General features: G+C 57.8%; 11 protein-coding genes. 3 read left to right on the plus strand and 8 right to left on the minus strand.

The genetic code is table 11. The features are described from left to right. Position 1 precedes the first annotated feature (1 nt). On the minus strand, positions 2–2,404 hold the full coding sequence (gene malP, locus ACUW6V_RS11280) for a maltodextrin phosphorylase (RefSeq protein ID WP_454038361.1): 2,403 nt from the start codon (positions 2,402–2,404) through the stop codon (positions 2–4). 598 nt (positions 2,405–3,002) lie between these two features. Here malP and malT point away from each other — a divergent pair. Beyond that, positions 3,003–5,708, plus strand: a complete 2,706-nt coding sequence (malT, locus tag ACUW6V_RS11285) for an HTH-type transcriptional regulator MalT (RefSeq protein WP_015387168.1) — start codon at positions 3,003–3,005, stop codon at positions 5,706–5,708. A 163-nt stretch (positions 5,709–5,871) separates the two neighbouring features. Here the strand turns inward: malT and ACUW6V_RS11290 are convergent, their stop codons facing one another. The 3 genes from ACUW6V_RS11290 to glpE all read right to left on the minus strand — a co-directional run bounded on the left by ACUW6V_RS11290 (position 5,872) and on the right by glpE (position 7,891). Then, the gene (locus tag ACUW6V_RS11290; protein ID WP_007702726.1) at positions 5,872–6,630 is read right to left on the minus strand and encodes a DeoR/GlpR family transcriptional regulator; all 759 of its coding nucleotides are present in this window, start codon (positions 6,628–6,630) and stop codon (positions 5,872–5,874) included. Positions 6,631–6,655: 25 nt separating this feature from the next. After that, a complete protein-coding gene (glpG, locus tag ACUW6V_RS11295; RefSeq protein ID WP_007899829.1) occupies positions 6,656–7,486 on the minus strand; it encodes a rhomboid family intramembrane serine protease GlpG in 831 nt (276 codons plus the stop codon). A 75-nt stretch (positions 7,487–7,561) separates the two neighbouring features. After that, a complete protein-coding gene (gene glpE, locus ACUW6V_RS11300; protein ID WP_004388026.1) occupies positions 7,562–7,891 on the minus strand; it encodes a thiosulfate sulfurtransferase GlpE in 330 nt (109 codons plus the stop codon). Positions 7,892–8,112: 221 nt separating this feature from the next. Here glpE and glpD point away from each other — a divergent pair, with 221 nt between their 5' ends. Together glpD and ACUW6V_RS11310 are read left to right on the plus strand one after the other, a co-directional pair. Further along, entirely contained in the window at positions 8,113–9,630 is a 1,518-nt protein-coding gene (glpD, locus tag ACUW6V_RS11305; RefSeq protein WP_088277228.1) for a glycerol-3-phosphate dehydrogenase, read from the plus strand. Positions 9,631–9,813: 183 nt separating this feature from the next. Next, on the plus strand, positions 9,814–11,337 hold the full coding sequence (locus ACUW6V_RS11310; RefSeq protein WP_454038362.1) for a sensor domain-containing diguanylate cyclase: 1,524 nt from the start codon (positions 9,814–9,816) through the stop codon (positions 11,335–11,337). Here ACUW6V_RS11310 and ACUW6V_RS11315 read toward each other — a convergent pair. The 4 genes from ACUW6V_RS11315 to glgC form a co-directional block, all read right to left on the minus strand. After that, a complete protein-coding gene (locus ACUW6V_RS11315; protein WP_454038363.1) occupies positions 11,328–11,789 on the minus strand; it encodes a hypothetical protein in 462 nt (153 codons plus the stop codon). The two genes, ACUW6V_RS11310 and ACUW6V_RS11315, sit on opposite strands and share 10 nt — an antisense overlap. 68 nt (positions 11,790–11,857) lie before the next feature. Then, positions 11,858–14,305 (minus strand): glycogen phosphorylase, encoded by a 2,448-nt coding sequence (gene glgP / locus ACUW6V_RS11320; RefSeq protein WP_012126372.1) that lies wholly within the window; start codon positions 14,303–14,305, stop codon positions 11,858–11,860. A 12-nt stretch (positions 14,306–14,317) separates the two neighbouring features. Then, positions 14,318–15,751, minus strand: a complete 1,434-nt coding sequence (glgA, locus tag ACUW6V_RS11325) for a glycogen synthase GlgA (RefSeq protein WP_004388021.1) — start codon at positions 15,749–15,751, stop codon at positions 14,318–14,320. 98 nt (positions 15,752–15,849) lie between these two features. Further along, positions 15,850–17,133, minus strand: coding sequence for a glucose-1-phosphate adenylyltransferase (gene glgC, locus ACUW6V_RS11330; RefSeq protein WP_004388020.1), 1,284 nt, complete (start codon positions 17,131–17,133; stop codon positions 15,850–15,852). Positions 17,134–17,138 lie beyond the last annotated feature (5 nt).

Raw genomic sequence — 17,138 nt, forward strand, 5'->3', positions numbered from 1 at the left:
TTTAGCGTTTTGCCTGCCAGATACGTTGCTGATAATCGCGGATGGAGCGGTCAGAGCTGAACATGCCGCAGCGCGCGGTGTTGAGGATTGCCGCACGAGTCCAGGCTTCCTGGTCGCGGTAGAGCACATCCACCTGCTTCTGGGCTTCAACATAGGCCGCGAAGTCCGCCATCACCAGGTACGGGTCGCCGCCCTGTTTCCCGAGGCTATGCAGCATCTGATCGAAAGCGTGTTTGTCGCCGTTTGCGTAGACGCCTTTTTCCAGCTCTTTGAGCACTTCATCCAGCAGTTTGTCTTTCTTGCGCCATTTCACCGGGTCATACCCTTTGGCTTTCAGCGCTTTCACTTCTTCAACCGTGTGACCGAAGATAAAGATATTCTCTTCACCCACCTGCTCGGCAATCTCGACGTTCGCGCCATCCAGCGTGCCAACGGTAAGCGCGCCGTTGAGCGCAAGCTTCATGTTGCCGGTGCCGGATGCCTCTTTGCCGGCAGTCGAGATCTGCTCAGAGATATCCGCTGCCGGGATCATCATCTCGGCGACCGAGACGTTGTAATCCGGCAGGAAGACCACTTTCAGCTTATCGCCGACCTGCGGATCGTTATTCACCGCCTGCGCGACTTTGTTGATAGCGTAGATGATATTCTTCGCGAGGTAGTAACCCGGCGCGGCTTTTGCGCCGAACAGGAAGACGCGCGGCACGCGGTTCGCGTTCGGGTTTTCGCGAATTTCTTTATACAGCGCCAGGATGTGTAGCAGGTTGAGATGCTGGCGTTTGTACTCGTGCAGGCGTTTGATCTGCACGTCAAACAGCGCGTTCGGGTTGATTTCAATGCCGGTGCGGGCGTGAATATACGCCGCCAGACGCTGTTTATTTTCCTGCTTGATGGTGCGGTAAGCTTTGCGGAATGCCGCGTCGTCGGCATATTTCTCAAGGCCAGCCAGCGCGTCGAGATCGTTTACCCACTCTTTTTTCAGCGTTTTGTCGATAAGTGCCGCCAGCGCCGGGTTGCACTGTTTGATCCAGCGGCGCGGCGTAATGCCGTTGGTCACGTTGTGGAATTTATTCGGCCAGAGCTGGTGATATTCCGGGAACAGATCTTTGACGACCAGATCGGAGTGCAGCGCTGCCACGCCGTTCACCGCAAAGCCGCTCACCACGCAGAGGTTCGCCATGCGCACCTGGCCGTTGTGTACTACTGCGAGTTTCGCCCAGACCGCCTCGTCGCCAGGCCAGGTTTTGGTTACCTGCTTTTTAAAGCGCGTGTTGATCTCTTTGATTATCTGCATATGACGCGGCAGTAGCGTGCGGATCAGACGCTCGTCCCAGCACTCCAGCGCTTCCGGCATTAGAGTGTGGTTGGTGTAGGCGAAGGTGCGGCTGGTGATCGCCCAGGCGTCGTCCCAGCTCAGCTGATACTCGTCGATCAGCACGCGCAGCAGTTCCGGGATGGCGATGGTCGGGTGCGTGTCGTTGAGCTGGATGACTTCGTGATCCGGCAGCTCGGCCAGCTTGCGGCCCGCCAGATGATGACGGCGCAGAATATCCGCAACGGAACAGGCGCACTGGAAATATTGCTGCATCAGGCGCAGCTTTTTACCCGCCTGATGGTTGTCGTTCGGGTAGAGAACTTTAGTCAGTTTTTCCGCGTCGATGCCCTGCTGCTCGGCACGCAGGAAATCGCCGTCGTTAAATTTGGTCAAATCAAACGGATGGGCGTGCGTCGCCTGCCACAGACGCAGCGGCTGCGCCACGCTGTTACGGTAGCCCACCACCGGCAGATCCCACGCTTCGCCGGTGATGATGAACCCTGGCACCCAGCGCGCGGTTTTTCCCTCTTTGACCACTTTACCGCCGATGCCGACCTGCACATCCAGCGCCTCGTTATGGGTAAACCACGGATAGCTGCGGCGGTGCCAGTCGTCCGGCGCTTCCATCTGCTTGCCGTCTTCAAAAGACTGGCGGAACAGGCCGTACTGGTAGTTCAGGCCATACCCGGTCGCGGATTGTCCTACGGTCGCCATCGAATCCAGGAAGCAAGCCGCCAGACGCCCCAGACCGCCGTTGCCGAGCGCGGGGTCCGTTTCCTGCTCCAGCAGATCGCCCAGATGGATATTGTGGCTTTCCAGAATGCGGCTCACCTCATCGTGCCAGCCGAGATTGAGCAGGTTGTTGCCGGTCAGACGGCCAATCAGGAATTCCATCGAGATGTAGTTCACGTGGCGCTGTTTCGCCTGCGGCTGATGCGCCGGGATCGCCACGAGCATGTCTGAGAGCGCGCCGCTGACCGCCTGCCACCACTGGCGCTGCGTCATTTCTTTGGCGCTGTGTAAACCAAAACGCTGCCACTGACGGGTCAGCGCAGCCTCGAATTCGGTCGGATTAAAGGTGGGCTGTGACATAGTAAATCGGAGTCCTGTAGCAAAAATAAGGAGAATTTTCGCTAGTTTGCCCCGCCCCCTGAGTGAATTCCTCCTCCTGCGCAGGATTAGCTAGGGAGGAGAAACGGGGAGTAGCAAAAACTGTGATCTACGGCACTAAAACCCCCACAAAAAGCGGTAAAACCTGCGGGAACATCTGCAAAACGTACCGCTTCACTCGACATATTCCCCTTGAGAGCATGCGAAAGCGGAAGCGCTGTTACAGCGGAAACGAATTCTCACTAAAAATAACGCTTCAGCTCCCTTCCGGCGCATTTTTACGGTGATTCTGCGCACAAAACCCACTGAAAATATGGCAGGTTTGCAAGGTTTACTGTGCCAGTGACGAAATAAAACTCATCCACGCCTTAACGCAAAGCCAGAGCCAACGGCCTTTGCAGGCGAACGGGGGTGAAATATTCACAGAAAAAATGGAAATGTGACAGAGTGCAACTTTAACGTGCCCAAAAAAGGACATAACTTGCATTCATGCTGATTCTGTCCGACCTTAATTTAGTATTAATTACGAAGCTCAAAAAAAATCGTCATCTCTTTGCCTCCTGCACAGTGAAGTGATCCTATGTTGATACCGTCTAAGTTAAGTCGCCCGGTTCGTCTTGAACACACTGTGGTTCGTGAACGTCTGCTGGCTAAATTATCCGGCGCTAGCAACTACCGGCTGGCGCTAATCACCAGCCCCGCCGGCTACGGAAAAACGACGTTGATTTCCCAGTGGGCCGCAGGTAAGACGGAGCTGGGCTGGTATTCGCTTGACGAAGGCGATAACCAACCGGAGCGCTTCGCCAGCTACCTTATCGCCGCTATTCAGCAGGCGACCGGTGGCCACTGTGCCAGCAGCGAAGTGATGGCCCAGAAACGCCAGTACGCGAGCCTCTCTTCCCTTTTTGCGCAGCTTTTCATCGAACTGGCGGACTGGCCGCGCCCGCTCTTTCTGGTGATTGATGATTACCATCTCATCACCAATCCGGTTATTCATGAGGCGATGCGCTTCTTCCTGCGCCATCAGCCCGATCATCTGACGCTGGTGGTGCTTTCGCGCAACCTGCCGCAACTGGGTATCGCTAACCTGCGCGTGCGCGAGCAGTTGCTCGAAATCGGTAGCCAGCAGCTCGCCTTTACGCACCAGGAAGCGCGCCAGTTTTTCGACTGCCGCCTGAGCCAGCCCATCGAACCGGCGCAAAGCAACCGTCTTTGCGACGACGTCGCAGGCTGGGCCACCGCGCTGCAACTCATTGCGCTTTCGGCACGTCAGAATACCGGCGCGGTGCATCAGTCGGCGCGCCGGCTGGCAGGCATTAACGCCAGCCACCTGTCCGATTACCTGGTCGACGAAGTGCTGAATAACGTCGATAACGACACCCGACAGTTTTTACTGAAAAGCGCCCTGCTGCGCTCAATGAACGACGCGCTGATCGTGCGCGTGACCGGCGAAGAAAACGGCCAGATGCGGCTGGAAGAGATCGAACGCCAGGGGCTGTTTTTGCAACGGATGGATGATTCCGGTGAATGGTTCAGCTATCACCCGCTGTTCGGTAGTTTTCTGCGTCAGCGCTGCCAGTGGGAGCTGTCGACCGAGCTGCCGGATATCCACCGCGCCGCGGCGGAGAGCTGGATGGCGCAGGGGTTCCCGAGCGAGGCGATTCACCACGCGCTCGCGGCGGGCGACGCCAGTATGCTGCGCGACATCCTGCTTAATCACGCCTGGGGGCTGTTCAACCACAGTGAACTCACTCTGCTGGAACAGTCTTTAAAAGCCCTGCCCTGGGAAAGCCTGCTGGCCAATCCGCGCCTCGTGCTGTTGCAGGCCTGGCTGATGCAAAGCCAGCACCGCTACAGCGAAGTCAACACCCTGCTGGCGCGCGCCGAGCAGGAGATGAAAGGCGAAATGGACGACACGCTGCATGGCGAATTCAACGCCCTGCGCGCGCAGGTGGCGATTAACGACGGCGACCCGGACGAGGCCGAGCGGCTGGCGATGGTCGCGCTGGAGACGCTGCCGCTGGCGAATTTCTACAGCCGCATCGTGGCGACATCCGTCCACGGCGAAGTGCTGCACTGCAAAGGCGATTTAACGAAATCGCTGTCGGTGATGCAGCAGACCGAACTGATGGCGCGCCGTCACGATGTCTGGCACTACGCACTCTGGAGCCTTATCCAGCAGAGCGAAATTCTCTTCGCCCAGGGCTTTTTGCAGGCGGCCTGGGAGACGCAGGAAAAAGCCTTTACGCTTATCCAGGAGCAGCATCTCGAACAGCTGCCGCTGCATGAGTTCCTGCTGCGTATTCGCGCGCAGCTGCTGTGGGCCTGGGCGCGGCTGGATGAAGCGGAAGCCTGCGCGCGCACCGGAATGACTGTGCTGGCGAACTACCAGCCGCAGCAGCAGTTGCAGTGCCTGGCGCTGCTGGTGCAGTGCTCGCTGGCGCGCGGCGATCTCGACAACGCCCGCAGCCATCTGAATCGTCTCGAAAATCTGCTCGGTAACGGCCATTACCACAGCGACTGGGTTTCTAATGCCGACAAAGTGCGGGTGATCTACTGGCAGATGACCGGCGACAAAGCCGCCGCCGCGGCCTGGCTGCGCCAGACGCCTAAACCGGCCTTCGCCAATAACCATTTCCTGCAAAGCCAGTGGCGCAATATCGCCCGCGTGCAGATCCTGCTTGGCGATTACGAGCCCGCGGAGATGGTGCTGGAAGAGCTCAACGAAAACGCCCGCAGCCTGCGGCTGATGAGCGATATCAACCGCAACCTGCTGTTGCTGAATCAGCTTTACTGGAACGCCGGGCGGAAAAGCGACGCCCAGCGCGTGCTGATGGAAGCGTTAACGCTGGCCAACCGCACCGGGTTTATCAGCCATTTCGTGATTGAAGGCGAAGCAATGGCGCAGCAGTTGCGTCAGCTGTTGCAGCTCAATACGCTGCCAGAGATTGAACAGCATCGCGCGCAGCGCATTCTGCGCGACATTAACCAGCATCATCGCCACAAGTTCGCGCATTTTGACGAGAACTTCGTCAATAAGCTGCTGAATCACCCGGAAGTGCCGGAGTTGATCCGCACCAGCCCGCTGACCCAACGCGAATGGCAGGTGCTGGGGCTTATCTACTCCGGTTACAGCAACGATCAGATTGCCGGTGAGCTTGATGTGGCGGCGACCACGATTAAAACGCATATCCGCAATTTGTATCAGAAGCTTGGCGTGGCGCACCGTCAGGACGCCGTTCAGCACGCCCAGCAGTTGTTGAAGATGATGGGGTATGGGGTTTAAAAGCGGCATTGATAAGGGCGATTAATGCGGGTACGCGGTGGGTGCGCTTCGCTTACCCACCCTACATAATATTACGATGAACTGAATCGTAGGGCGGGTAAGCGAGGCGCACCCGCCATTCTACCAACAACCACGCCGCAAACCCCACCTCACCGCAAAGGCCTCAACACAACTCTAACTGCACCTTATTGGCGTTAATCACCTGCATCACGCCGGCGGGCGGCATGGTGTCGGTATAAACCGCGTCCACAAGGCTGATACTGCCTAAATTCACCATCGCGTTGCGGCCAAACTTGGAGTGATCCACCACCAGCATCACGTGGCGCGAGTTCTCGATAATCGCGCGCTTGGTGCGCACTTCGTGATAATCGAACTCCAGCAGCGAGCCGTCGCTGTCGATGCCGCTGATACCCAGAATGCCGAAATCGAGCCTGAACTGAGAGATAAAATCGAGCGTCGCCTCGCCGATAATCCCGCCGTCGCGGCTGCGCAGCTCGCCGCCCGCCAGAATGATACGGAAATCGTCCTTCACCATCAGCGTATTCGCCACGTTCAGGTTATTGGTCACGATGCGCAGATTCTCATGATTCAACAGCGCGTGCGCCACCGCTTCCGGCGTGGTGCCGATATCGATAAACAGCGTTGCGCCGTTGGGGATCTGGCTTGCCACTTTATAGGCGATACGCTCTTTTTCCGCCGTCTGGGTCGCCTTGCGGTCATGCCAGGAGGTATTGACCGAGCTTGACGGTAACGCCGCGCCGCCGTGGTGGCGCAGGATCATATTTTGTTCTGCGAGATCGTTGAGGTCGCGACGGATGGTTTGCGGGCTGACGGCAAACTGCTCCACTAGCTCTTCGGTACTCACATAGCCCTGTTTTTTTACCAGTTCAATAATGGCATCGTGACGTTGTGTTTGCTTCACACCCTTCTCCTGACGTGTTGCCGTATTATTTTCGTTTTCGCGCATGCAGGGTATCTGTCATGGCCATCGCCAGGCCAATCAGCATCCCCGCCACCAGATCGGCATTCGCCGTCTTGTTGCCAAACAGCCCCAGGCCGCCGATAGCGAGCCACAGCAGCATAAACACCAGAATGCCGCGAGGCAGATAAAGCCCGCTTTCCGGCTCGCGTTCCCCGCGCAGCCAGACATAGCCCACCAGCGCATAGACCACGCCGCCGAGGCCGCCGAACCACGGGCCGGCAATTTGATACTGAATAACGCCGCCCACCAGCGCCGTCACCAGCGTTAGCGTCAGCAGTTTACCGCTGCCGACGCTACGCTCCAGCGGACCGGCAAGATACCACCACCATAGCAGATTGAAGATCAGGCTCAGCAGGGAAAAGTGCAACAGCAGCGGGCTGACATAGCGCCAGAGTTGAAATTTGAGAGAGGGATCGAACGGCCATGCAAGCCAGACGGCCACTTGCGGAGAACCAATGATGCTCATCGCGAGATACGCCACGACGCACAGCGCCATCATGCCAAGCGTCAGCGGGCCTGCGTGGGCGCGCACGCTCGCCATAAACGGATACGAGCGATAGCGCAAACCGGCGTTCAGTTGCCCCGTCTGCCAGCTCGCGGAGAGATAGCGCGGATCGCCCGGATGCGCGAGAAAATAGCTCAGCTCCGCTTTGACCCTTTCCGCCTGCGCCTCATCGGCAAGCCAGATATCCCAGGTGTCATGCCGCTGGATTTCCAGTATCACGCCCTGGGTGGCCATATAGTCAACAAACGCCTGTGCAAGACGCGGGTTGTCAAACGAGTTAATCATCAACATAGCAAGTCGTTCTTTTCAGAAAGGTATCTCCACATGAGGCAAACAGTATACCTGCGAACGACGCGCAGACGATGCTTAACTCTCGCCGTGCGCCACTTCCGCCGGGAAATGGCGATGCCAGGCGTCGAAACCGCCGTCCACGCTGTAGACCTGGTCATAGCCCTGGTGAAGCAGATACTGCGCCGCTCCTTTGCTGCTGTTGCCGTGATAGCACATCACCAGCACCGGCACGTCGAAATCGGTCTGCTGCATAAAGGCGGGCAGCGTGGCGTTGGTTAAATGAAACGCGCCAGGCGTGTGGCCCATCGCATAACTTTGCGGATCGCGAATATCCACCAGCACGGCGTTCCCCTGCTGCAGTTTCTGGTGCGCTTCTTCGACATTAATACATTCAAACTGATCCATGGTGATCTCTTTCATCTTTAAAGGGGCGTAAGACCGGCCAACCGCGCGAGGCGCTATGCCGATAATAACGTAAGTGTAAGGCTTCCTCCGTCTGTAACGCCATAATGTTATTCACATCACACGGAAATGTTTTTTTGTTGTTATCAAAAGCGCGTTTGTTTGCTATTATGAGCGATAACGAACATTTATGAGCTTTAACGAAAGTGCGTGAGGGCAGCAGCATGGAAACCAAAGATCTGATTGTGATAGGTGGGGGCATCAACGGTGCCGGTATCGCGGCAGACGCCGCAGGGCGTGGACTCTCTGTGCTGATGCTGGAAGCGCAGGATCTGGCGTGCGCCACTTCTTCCGCCAGCTCCAAGTTGATCCACGGCGGGCTGCGCTATCTGGAACATTACGAGTTCCGTCTGGTCAGCGAAGCGCTGGCAGAACGTGAAGTGCTGCTGAAAATGGCGCCGCACATCGCGTTCCCGATGCGCTTTCGTCTGCCGCACCGCCCGCATCTTCGCCCGGCGTGGATGATCCGCACCGGTCTGTTTATGTACGATCACCTCGGCAAACGCACCAGTCTGCCGGGTTCCACCGGTTTGCGTTTTGGTTCGGATTCCGTGCTGAAGCCGGAAATCGTGCGCGGTTTCGAATATTCCGACTGCTGGGTCGACGACGCGCGTCTGGTGCTGGCGAACGCCCAGATGGTCGTTAAAAAAGGCGGCGAAGTGCTGACTCGCACCCGCGCCACCTCCGCGCGTCGCGAAAACGGCAGGTGGATCGTGGAAGCGGAAGATATCGATACCGGCGAAACCTATACCTGGCAGGCGCGCGGCTTAGTGAACGCCACCGGCCCGTGGGTGAAAAACTTCTTCGATGACGGCCTGAAACTGAAATCGCCTTATGGTATCCGCCTGATCAAAGGCAGCCATATCGTGGTGCCGCGCGTGCATAACCAGAAACAGGCTTACATCCTGCAAAACGAAGATAAGCGTATCGTGTTTGTTATCCCGTGGATGGATGAGTTCTCGATAATCGGCACTACCGACGTCGAATATAAAGGCGACCCGAAAGAAGTGGCGATCGACGAATCCGAAATCAGCTATCTGCTCAAAGTCTATAACGCGCACTTCAAAAAACAGCTTGCCCGTGATGACGTGGTCTGGACCTATTCCGGCGTGCGTCCGCTGTGCGATGACGAATCGGATTCGCCGCAGGCGATCACGCGTGATTACACGCTCGATATTCACGATGAGAACGGCAAAGCGCCGCTGCTGTCGGTCTTCGGCGGTAAACTCACGACGTACCGTAAGCTTGCCGAACACGCGATGGAAAAACTGTCGTCCTATTACAGCAATATCGGCCCGGCGTGGACCCGCAACGCCGTGCTGCCGGGTGGCGCTTTCCAGGGCGAGCGCGACGACTACGCCGCACAGCTGCGTCGTCGTTACCCGTTCATCAGTGAAACGCTGGCGCGCCACTACGCGCGTACCTACGGCAGCAACAGCGAGCTGATTCTGGGCGATGCTGCAGATATCCACGCGCTTGGCGAACACTTCGGCCATGAGTTTTACGAAGCGGAACTGCGCTATCTGGTCGAGCACGAATGGGTGCGCCGTCTGGATGATGCCATCTGGCGTCGTACCAAACTCGGCATGTGGCTGAACGGTGAAGAACAGTCGCGCGTGGCGCAGTGGCTCACTGAAAACGTCGGCAAAAAAGCCAATGTGAAGCTGTCGCTGGCGTCGTAACCCCTTCCCCTTTCGCGGCCGTGTCTTCTCCTGCGCGGCCGCGTCTTTTTATCTGCTAACTCCCCGCATTAACGTGTATTTCTGTCGCTACAATTAATAACATCGTATTACTATGGGTTATTAAACCCCCTCTCAGGAGAGCGCCGCTTGCGCAAGGCAACATCCCGTTCGCCGGATGCCGTAATGCTGGCTTTTTTACTGCTGATTTCGCTGCTGGTGATGGCGGTCAGCGGCGGATCGCTGTGGCAATCGTGGCGGCACAGTGTCGAGGAGACAGAGCGTCAGGCGCGTAACCAGGCGATTTCGCTGGCGCGGCAGGCAGAGGATACGTTTTTCCAGGTTCAGTTGACGCTGGATGATCTCTCGCGGCGTGCGGACGATATTTTCCTGCAGCCTGCCGAATGGAACGGCCCGCGCGGCCTGCTCGCCCAACAACAGCGCCAGCTGACGCAACTGCAGGGGTTGTTTGTCTACGACACCCGCGGCGACTGGCTCGCCACCTCGGCGAGCGGCTTTCCGGCGCAGGCGAACAGCGCCGACCGCGACTATTTCGTCTGGCACAGCCAGCACAGCGACACCGGCATACGCATCGGCCATGTGATCCGCAGCCGCGCTACGGGGGAACTGGTTGTGCCAGTTTCGATGCGGCTGAATACCCCGGAAGGTCGCTTTCGCGGCGTGTTACTGGCAACGGTGAAACTCGACTATTTCCGCCAGTTTTATGGCTATTACGAAATGGGGCCAGGCGACACGTTGGGGATCACCTTCACCGACAGCACGGTACTGTATGTGCGCCCTTTCCCCGATTCCTATATTAACCGCACCCTCTCCTCCAGCCCGCTGTTTACGCGGATGCTGAAAATCGCCCCGACCGGTGGCGGCGCCTGGAAATCGGCGATCGACGGCGTGCCACGCATTTTCGGTTACGCCACGCTTGCGCGTTATCCGCTGGTGGTGTCGGCCGGTTATGACGTCGATGAGCTTCGCGCCGCCTGGTGGCGTAACAATATTCCGACACTGGCGCTTAACGCCGTGCTGCTTGGTGTGGTGTTGGTATTCGGCGTGCTGGTCTTGCGCCAGATCCGCGCCAGCCTGCGCTATCAGCGCGAACTTATTGTGCTGCGTGACGATCTCACGCGCTCTAATCATATTCTTCAGGATCTGGCGCTGCTGGATGGCTTAACCGGGCTGCCTAATCGTCGCCAGTTCGATATTTATCTGGAACAATGTATGACGCGCGCGCAGGCAACCGGCGCGTCGGTGTCACTGGTGATGTGCGATATCGACTATTTTAAAAGCTACAACGACACGCTGGGCCATGTCGCGGGCGATGAGTGCCTGAAAGCGGTGGGTGAAATTCTGCATCATCTGCCGCTGCACAAATCTGACAGAGTGGCGCGCTACGGCGGCGAAGAGTTTGCCATTATTCTGCCGGGTGCGAACGCATATGCTGCTGAACAGGTGGCGATGCGCGCGCTTCAGGCGATTCAGCAAGCCCGGCTGGCGCATCCGGCGACGCCGATGGTGGAGAAAGTACTGACGATTAGCGCTGGCACCGCCACGATAACAGGTGACGACGCCAGTGGAGAGACGCTGAAAAACCAGGCCGACGAGGCGCTTTATCAGGCCAAACGCGCGGGCCGCAACTGCGTGGTGGGTGCCACAGGCGTAAGCCACACGCGGCTGGACACACCCTATCACGCGTGACGGGCGCGGCGGCGTCCGTAATAAAATCCGGCAAGCACAACAGCCTGCGCGGCGGCGGGCAGCCACAGCGGCCATACAAAGAAAACGTCCTTCGCGAGCAGCCAGACGTATGCGCTCGGGAGCCAGCCGGCAAAGAATAGCGCCCCCCGCGGCACGTCTGGCAAAAACCCCGCCCTGGTACTGAACACGGCGGCACACAGCAGATACCAGACAAGCACCGCCCAGAACACCCGCGCGCTGTCGGGGCGTCGTGTCGCCTGGTGTTTGCCAAGCAGCGCCAGCGACACGCCTTGCAGCATCAGCAGTACGGCGATACCGATGTTCGCTGAGGCATATGTGCGCATCACGCCTGAAAGCGCGAAATCCGCCACCGCGCCGTATACCTGAGCCAGTAGTGGCGCGCCTGCCAGCGAGACGAGCAGCGCGCCCGCCCATGTTGTTTTCTTCGTCATCCTTGCCTTTCGCACCCATAAAAAAACCAGAGCGTCGCCACTCTGGTTGTGTTGATAACGCGTCGATCTTACAGGCGTACAGGCGTGATGTGCCAGATATTTTCCGCGTACTCCTGAATGGTGCGGTCTGAGGAGAAGTAGCCCATGTTCGCGATGTTATGCATCGCGCGGGTTGTCCATACTTCCGGCTGCAGATAAAGCTCGTCCACCTTCTCCTGACAATCCACGTAGCTGCGGTAATCCGCCAGCACCTGATAGTGATCGCCAAAGTTAATCAGCGAATCCACCAGATCGCGGTAGCGGCCCGGCTCTTCAGGGCTGAACACTCCGGTCGCTATCTGGGTCAGTACCTGGCGTAACTCTTCATCCTTCTCGTAGTAATCGCGCGGGTTATAGCCTGCGCGACGCAGCGCTTCCACTTCATCCGCTGTGTTACCGAAGATGAAAATGTTCTCTTCGCCGACATGCTCCTGCATCTCTACGTTCGCGCCATCGAGCGTGCCGATGGTCAGCGCGCCGTTGAGCGCAAACTTCATGTTACTGGTGCCGGACGCCTCAGTACCCGCGAGAGAAATCTGCTCCGAGAGATCGGCTGCCGGAATGATGAGCTGCGCAAGGCTGACGCTGTAGTTCGGGATAAACACCACTTTCAGGCGATCCTTCACGTCCGCGTCGTTGTTGATCACTTTTGCCACATCGTTGATCAGGTGAATAATATGCTTCGCCATGTAATACGCCGAGGCAGCTTTACCGGCGAAAATATTCACGCGCGGCACCCACTCCAGATCCGGATCGGCTTTTATGCGGTTATAGCGCGTAATGACGTGCAGCACGTTCATGAGCTGACGCTTGTACTCGTGAATACGCTTGATCTGCACGTCAAAGAGCGCTTTCGGATTGACCACGACATTGAGATGCTGCGCGATGTAAATCGCCAGGCGTTTTTTGTTCTCAAGCTTGGCTTCGCGCACCTGCTGGTTCACCGTCGGGTAGTCGATGTGCTGTTCCAGTTCGCTCAGCTGGCTGAGATCGGTGCGCCAGGTGCGCCCGATATTCTCATCCAGCACGTCGGAGAGCGACGGGTTCGCCAGCGCCAGCCAGCGGCGCGGCGTCACGCCGTTAGTGACGTTCAAAAAGCGCATCGGGAAGATGTTGGCGAAATCGGCAAACAGCGACTGGACCATCAGGTTCGAGTGCAGTTCAGACACGCCATTTACTTTGTGGCTGATAATGACCGCAAGCCAGGCCATACGCACGCGACGCCCGCCCGACTCGTCGATAATCGACACGCGGCTTAAGAGCCCGGTATCGTTCGGGTATTGCTCCTGAATGGTACGCAGGAAGTAATCATTAATTTCAAAAATGATCTGCAGATGGCGCGGCAGGATCTTGCCGAGCATATCCACAGGCCAGGTCTCCAGCGCCTCGCTCATCAGCGTATGGTTGGTGTAGGAGAATACCTGACAGGTTACTTCGAACGCTTCGTCCCAGCTGAACTTATGCTCGTCGATAAGCAGGCGCATCAGCTCCGGAATCGACAATACCGGGTGGGTGTCGTTCAGGTGAATCGCCACTTTCTGCGCCAGGTTGGCGTAGGTTTTATGCAGCATGTAGTGGCGGTTTAAAATGTCCTGCACCGTCGCCGAGACCAGGAAATACTCCTGACGCAGACGAAGCTCGCGCCCGGAATAGGTGGAATCGTCCGGATAAAGCACGCGCGACACGTTCTCGGAGTGGTTTTTATCTTCCACCGCCGCAAAGTAGTCGCCCTGGTTAAACTTACCGAGGTTAATCGCGCTACTGGCCTGGGCACTCCAGAGCCGCAGTGTGTTAGTGGCATCGGTGTCGTAGCCGGGAACGATCTGGTCAGAGGCAACCGCGATAATCTCTTCAGTTTCCACCCAGCGGGTCTTTTTGCCTTCCTGCTGAATACGCCCGCCGAAGCGCACTTTATAACGCGTATTGTGGCGCTGGAACTCCCACGGGTTGCCATATTCCAGCCAGTAATCCGGCGATTCTTTCTGGCGACCATCAACGATGTTTTGCTTAAACATGCCGTAGTCGTAGCGAATGCCATAGCCGCGGCCCGGCAGGCCGAGCGTCGCCAGCGAATCCAGGAAACAGGCGGCAAGGCGCCCGAGGCCGCCGTTGCCAAGACCGGGGTCGTTTTCTTCGTCGATGAGTTCTTCCAGGCTCAGGCCCATCCCCTCCAGCGCGTCCCGCACATCTTCATAGATGCCAAGCGACAACAGGGCGTTTGAGAGCGTGCGGCCAATCAGAAACTCCATCGACAGATAGTAAACCTGTCGCACTTCCTGTGAGAGTTGCGCGCGAGTAGAGCGCAGCCAGCGCTCCACCATGCGATCGCGCACCGCAAACAGCGTGGCGTTCAGCCACTCATGTTTGTTAGCGATGGCCGGATCTTTACCGATGGTGAACATCAGCTTGTAAGCGATAGAGTGCTTTAACGCCTCCACGCTCAGGGTTGGCGACGCATAGCTAAAGGGTTCATTCATCGACGTGTTCCTTTACAACAAGCGTTGATAAAGTTCGCGGTAGGATTTCGCCGCGACCTGCCAGCTAAAGTCCATCCCCATCGCCTGACGCTGTACAAAACGCCAGAGAGACGGACGGGACCACAATACGAAAGCGCGCCGGATAGCCCGCAGCAGCGACCAGGCGTTGCTGTCTTCAAAGACAAAACCGCTGGCGATGCCGTCCGCCAGGTTCTCCAGCGAGCTGTCGGAAACGGTATCCGCAAGCCCACCGGTGCGACGCACCAGCGGCAGCGTGCCATATTTCAGGCCGTAGAGCTGCGTTAACCCGCACGGCTCAAAGCGGCTCGGCACTAAAATCACATCCGCCCCGCCCATAATGCGGTGCGAGAACGCCTCGTGATAGCCAATCTGCACGCCGACCTGGCCCGGATGTTCCGCCGCGGCGGCGAGGAAGCCTTCCTGAAGCACCGGATCGCCTGCGCCCAGCAGCGCCAGTTGTCCGCCCTGCTCCAGCAGGCCCGGCAGCGCCTCCAGCACCAGATCCAGCCCTTTCTGGCTGGTGAGGCGGCTGACCACCGCAAACAGCGGCACTTTGTCATTCACCTTCAGGCCCATCGCAATCTGCAACTGTCGTTTGTTTTCCGCTTTCTCTTCCAGCGTATCGCGGGTATAGCGCGAGGCCAGCAATAAGTCGTGCGCCGGGTTCCAGATATTTTCATCCACGCCGTTCAGGATGCCCGACAGCCGCCCTTCGCTGTGGCGCTGTTTGAGTAACCCTTCGAGGCCATAGGCGAACTGCGGCTCGGTGATTTCGCGCGCGTAGGTCGGGCTCACCGCCGTAATGTGATCGGCATAGTAGAGGCCCGCCTTGAGGAACGAAATCTCGCCGTTGAACTCCAGCCCATTCATATTAAACATCGACCATGGCAATCCGATTTCATCCATGTGATGCGCATAAAACATGCCTTTATAGGCGAGGTTATGCACCGTAAACACGGATTTCGCCGGACGCCCGCGCGCCGCCAGATACGCAGGCGTCAGGCCCGCATGCCAGTCATGCGCGTGAACGATGTCAGGCCGCCAGAACGGATCCAGCCCGGCCGCCATCTCGCTGCCCACCCAGCCCAGCAGGGCGAAGCGAATCACGTTGTCGGCGTAGGCGTAAAGGTTGGTGTCGTGATAAGGGCTGCCCGGACGATCATAGAGATGCGGCGCATCGATAAGATAGATGCCGACGCCGTTGAAGTGTCCGTATAACAAAGAGATACGCCCGGCGAAGGTGTCACGACGCGTAATCACTTTGGCATCCGCGACCCCGCGACGGAGATCGGGGAAGCCTGGCAGTAGCACGCGCGTATCCACCCCTTCGGCAATCTGCGCAGCAGGCAACGCGCCAAGGACATCCGCCAGACCACCCGTTTTCAGTAGCGGAAAAAGTTCAGAACATACATGTAAGACCTGCATTATCTCTCCCGTTGAAAGTCACAGCGCAACAGGCGCGCCGAACGCGAAACCATCGCGCGCGGAAATTCTCGTCCGTGCGCACATAATCCTTGTGCGACTCAGGCTGACAAACGCGCCAGCATGTCGCGGGTCACCAAAACAATTCCCTCTTCGGAGCGGTAGAAACGGCGAGCATCCTCTTCGGCGTTTTCGCCAATCACCATTCCTTCAGGGATAACACAGGCCCGGTCGATGATGCAGCGACGCAGGCGGCAGGAGCGGCCAACCCAGACATCAGGCAGCAGCACCGCAGAATCAATATTGCAAAACGAGTTCACGCGCACGCGCGGGAACAGCACTGACTGCACCACCACCGATCCGGAAATTATGCAGCCACCGGAGACCAGCGAGTTCAGCGTCATGCCGTGGCTGCCGGAGCGGTCCTGCACGAACTTGGCAGGCGGCAACGACTCCATGTGCGTACGAATCGGCCAGTCCTGGTCATACATATCCAGCTCCGGCGTCACCGAGGCGAGATCGAGATTCGCCTTCCAGTACGCCTCAAGCGTTCCCACGTCGCGCCAGTACGGCTCGGCGTTCGGGTCGGACTGCACGCATGAAAGCGGGAACGGATGCGCGTAGGCTTCGCCGCTGTACGTCACTTTCGGGATAATGTCTTTCCCGAAGTCATGGCTGGAGGATTCGTTTTTGTCATCCTCTTCCAGCAACTCATAAAGATAGTCGGCATCAAAAATATAGATGCCCATACTGGCGAGCGCTTTAGTATCGTCGCCTGGCATTGAAGGCGGGTTGGCGGGTTTTTCCACGAAGTCGATGACTTTGCTGTTTTCATCCACCGCCATCACCCCAAATGCACGTGCTTCCGCCACCGGCACCGGCAGGCAGGCCACGGTGCAGCGCGCGCCTTTTTCGACATGGTCGATAAGCATGCGCGAGTAGTCCTGCTTGTAGATGTGATCGCCCGCGAGGATGACCACATACTCCGCTTTGTAGCGGCGAATGATGTCGAGGTTCTGGGTCACGGCGTCTGCGGTGCCGCGATACCAGGTTTCGCCGTGTACGCGCTGCTGGGCGGGCAGAAGGTCGACGAATTCATTCATCTCTTCACTGAAGAACGACCAGCCGCGCTGGATGTGCTGCACCAGCGTGTGCGACTGATACTGCGTAATCACCCCAATGCGCCGAATGCCCGAGTTAATGCAGTTCGACAGCGCGAAATCGATAATGCGGAATTTACCGCCGAAATGAACGGCGGGCTTGGCGCGGGTCGCGGTCAAGTCTTTCAACCGCGTGCCGCGGCCCCCAGCCAGAATCAGCGCCACGGATTTCAACGGCAACTGCCTTGCCAGCATCAACGGATCTTTCTTTTCAAGCCTGACCATGACGA

The sequence above is a fragment of the Cronobacter sp. 153480017-3 genome (assembly GCF_053627815.1).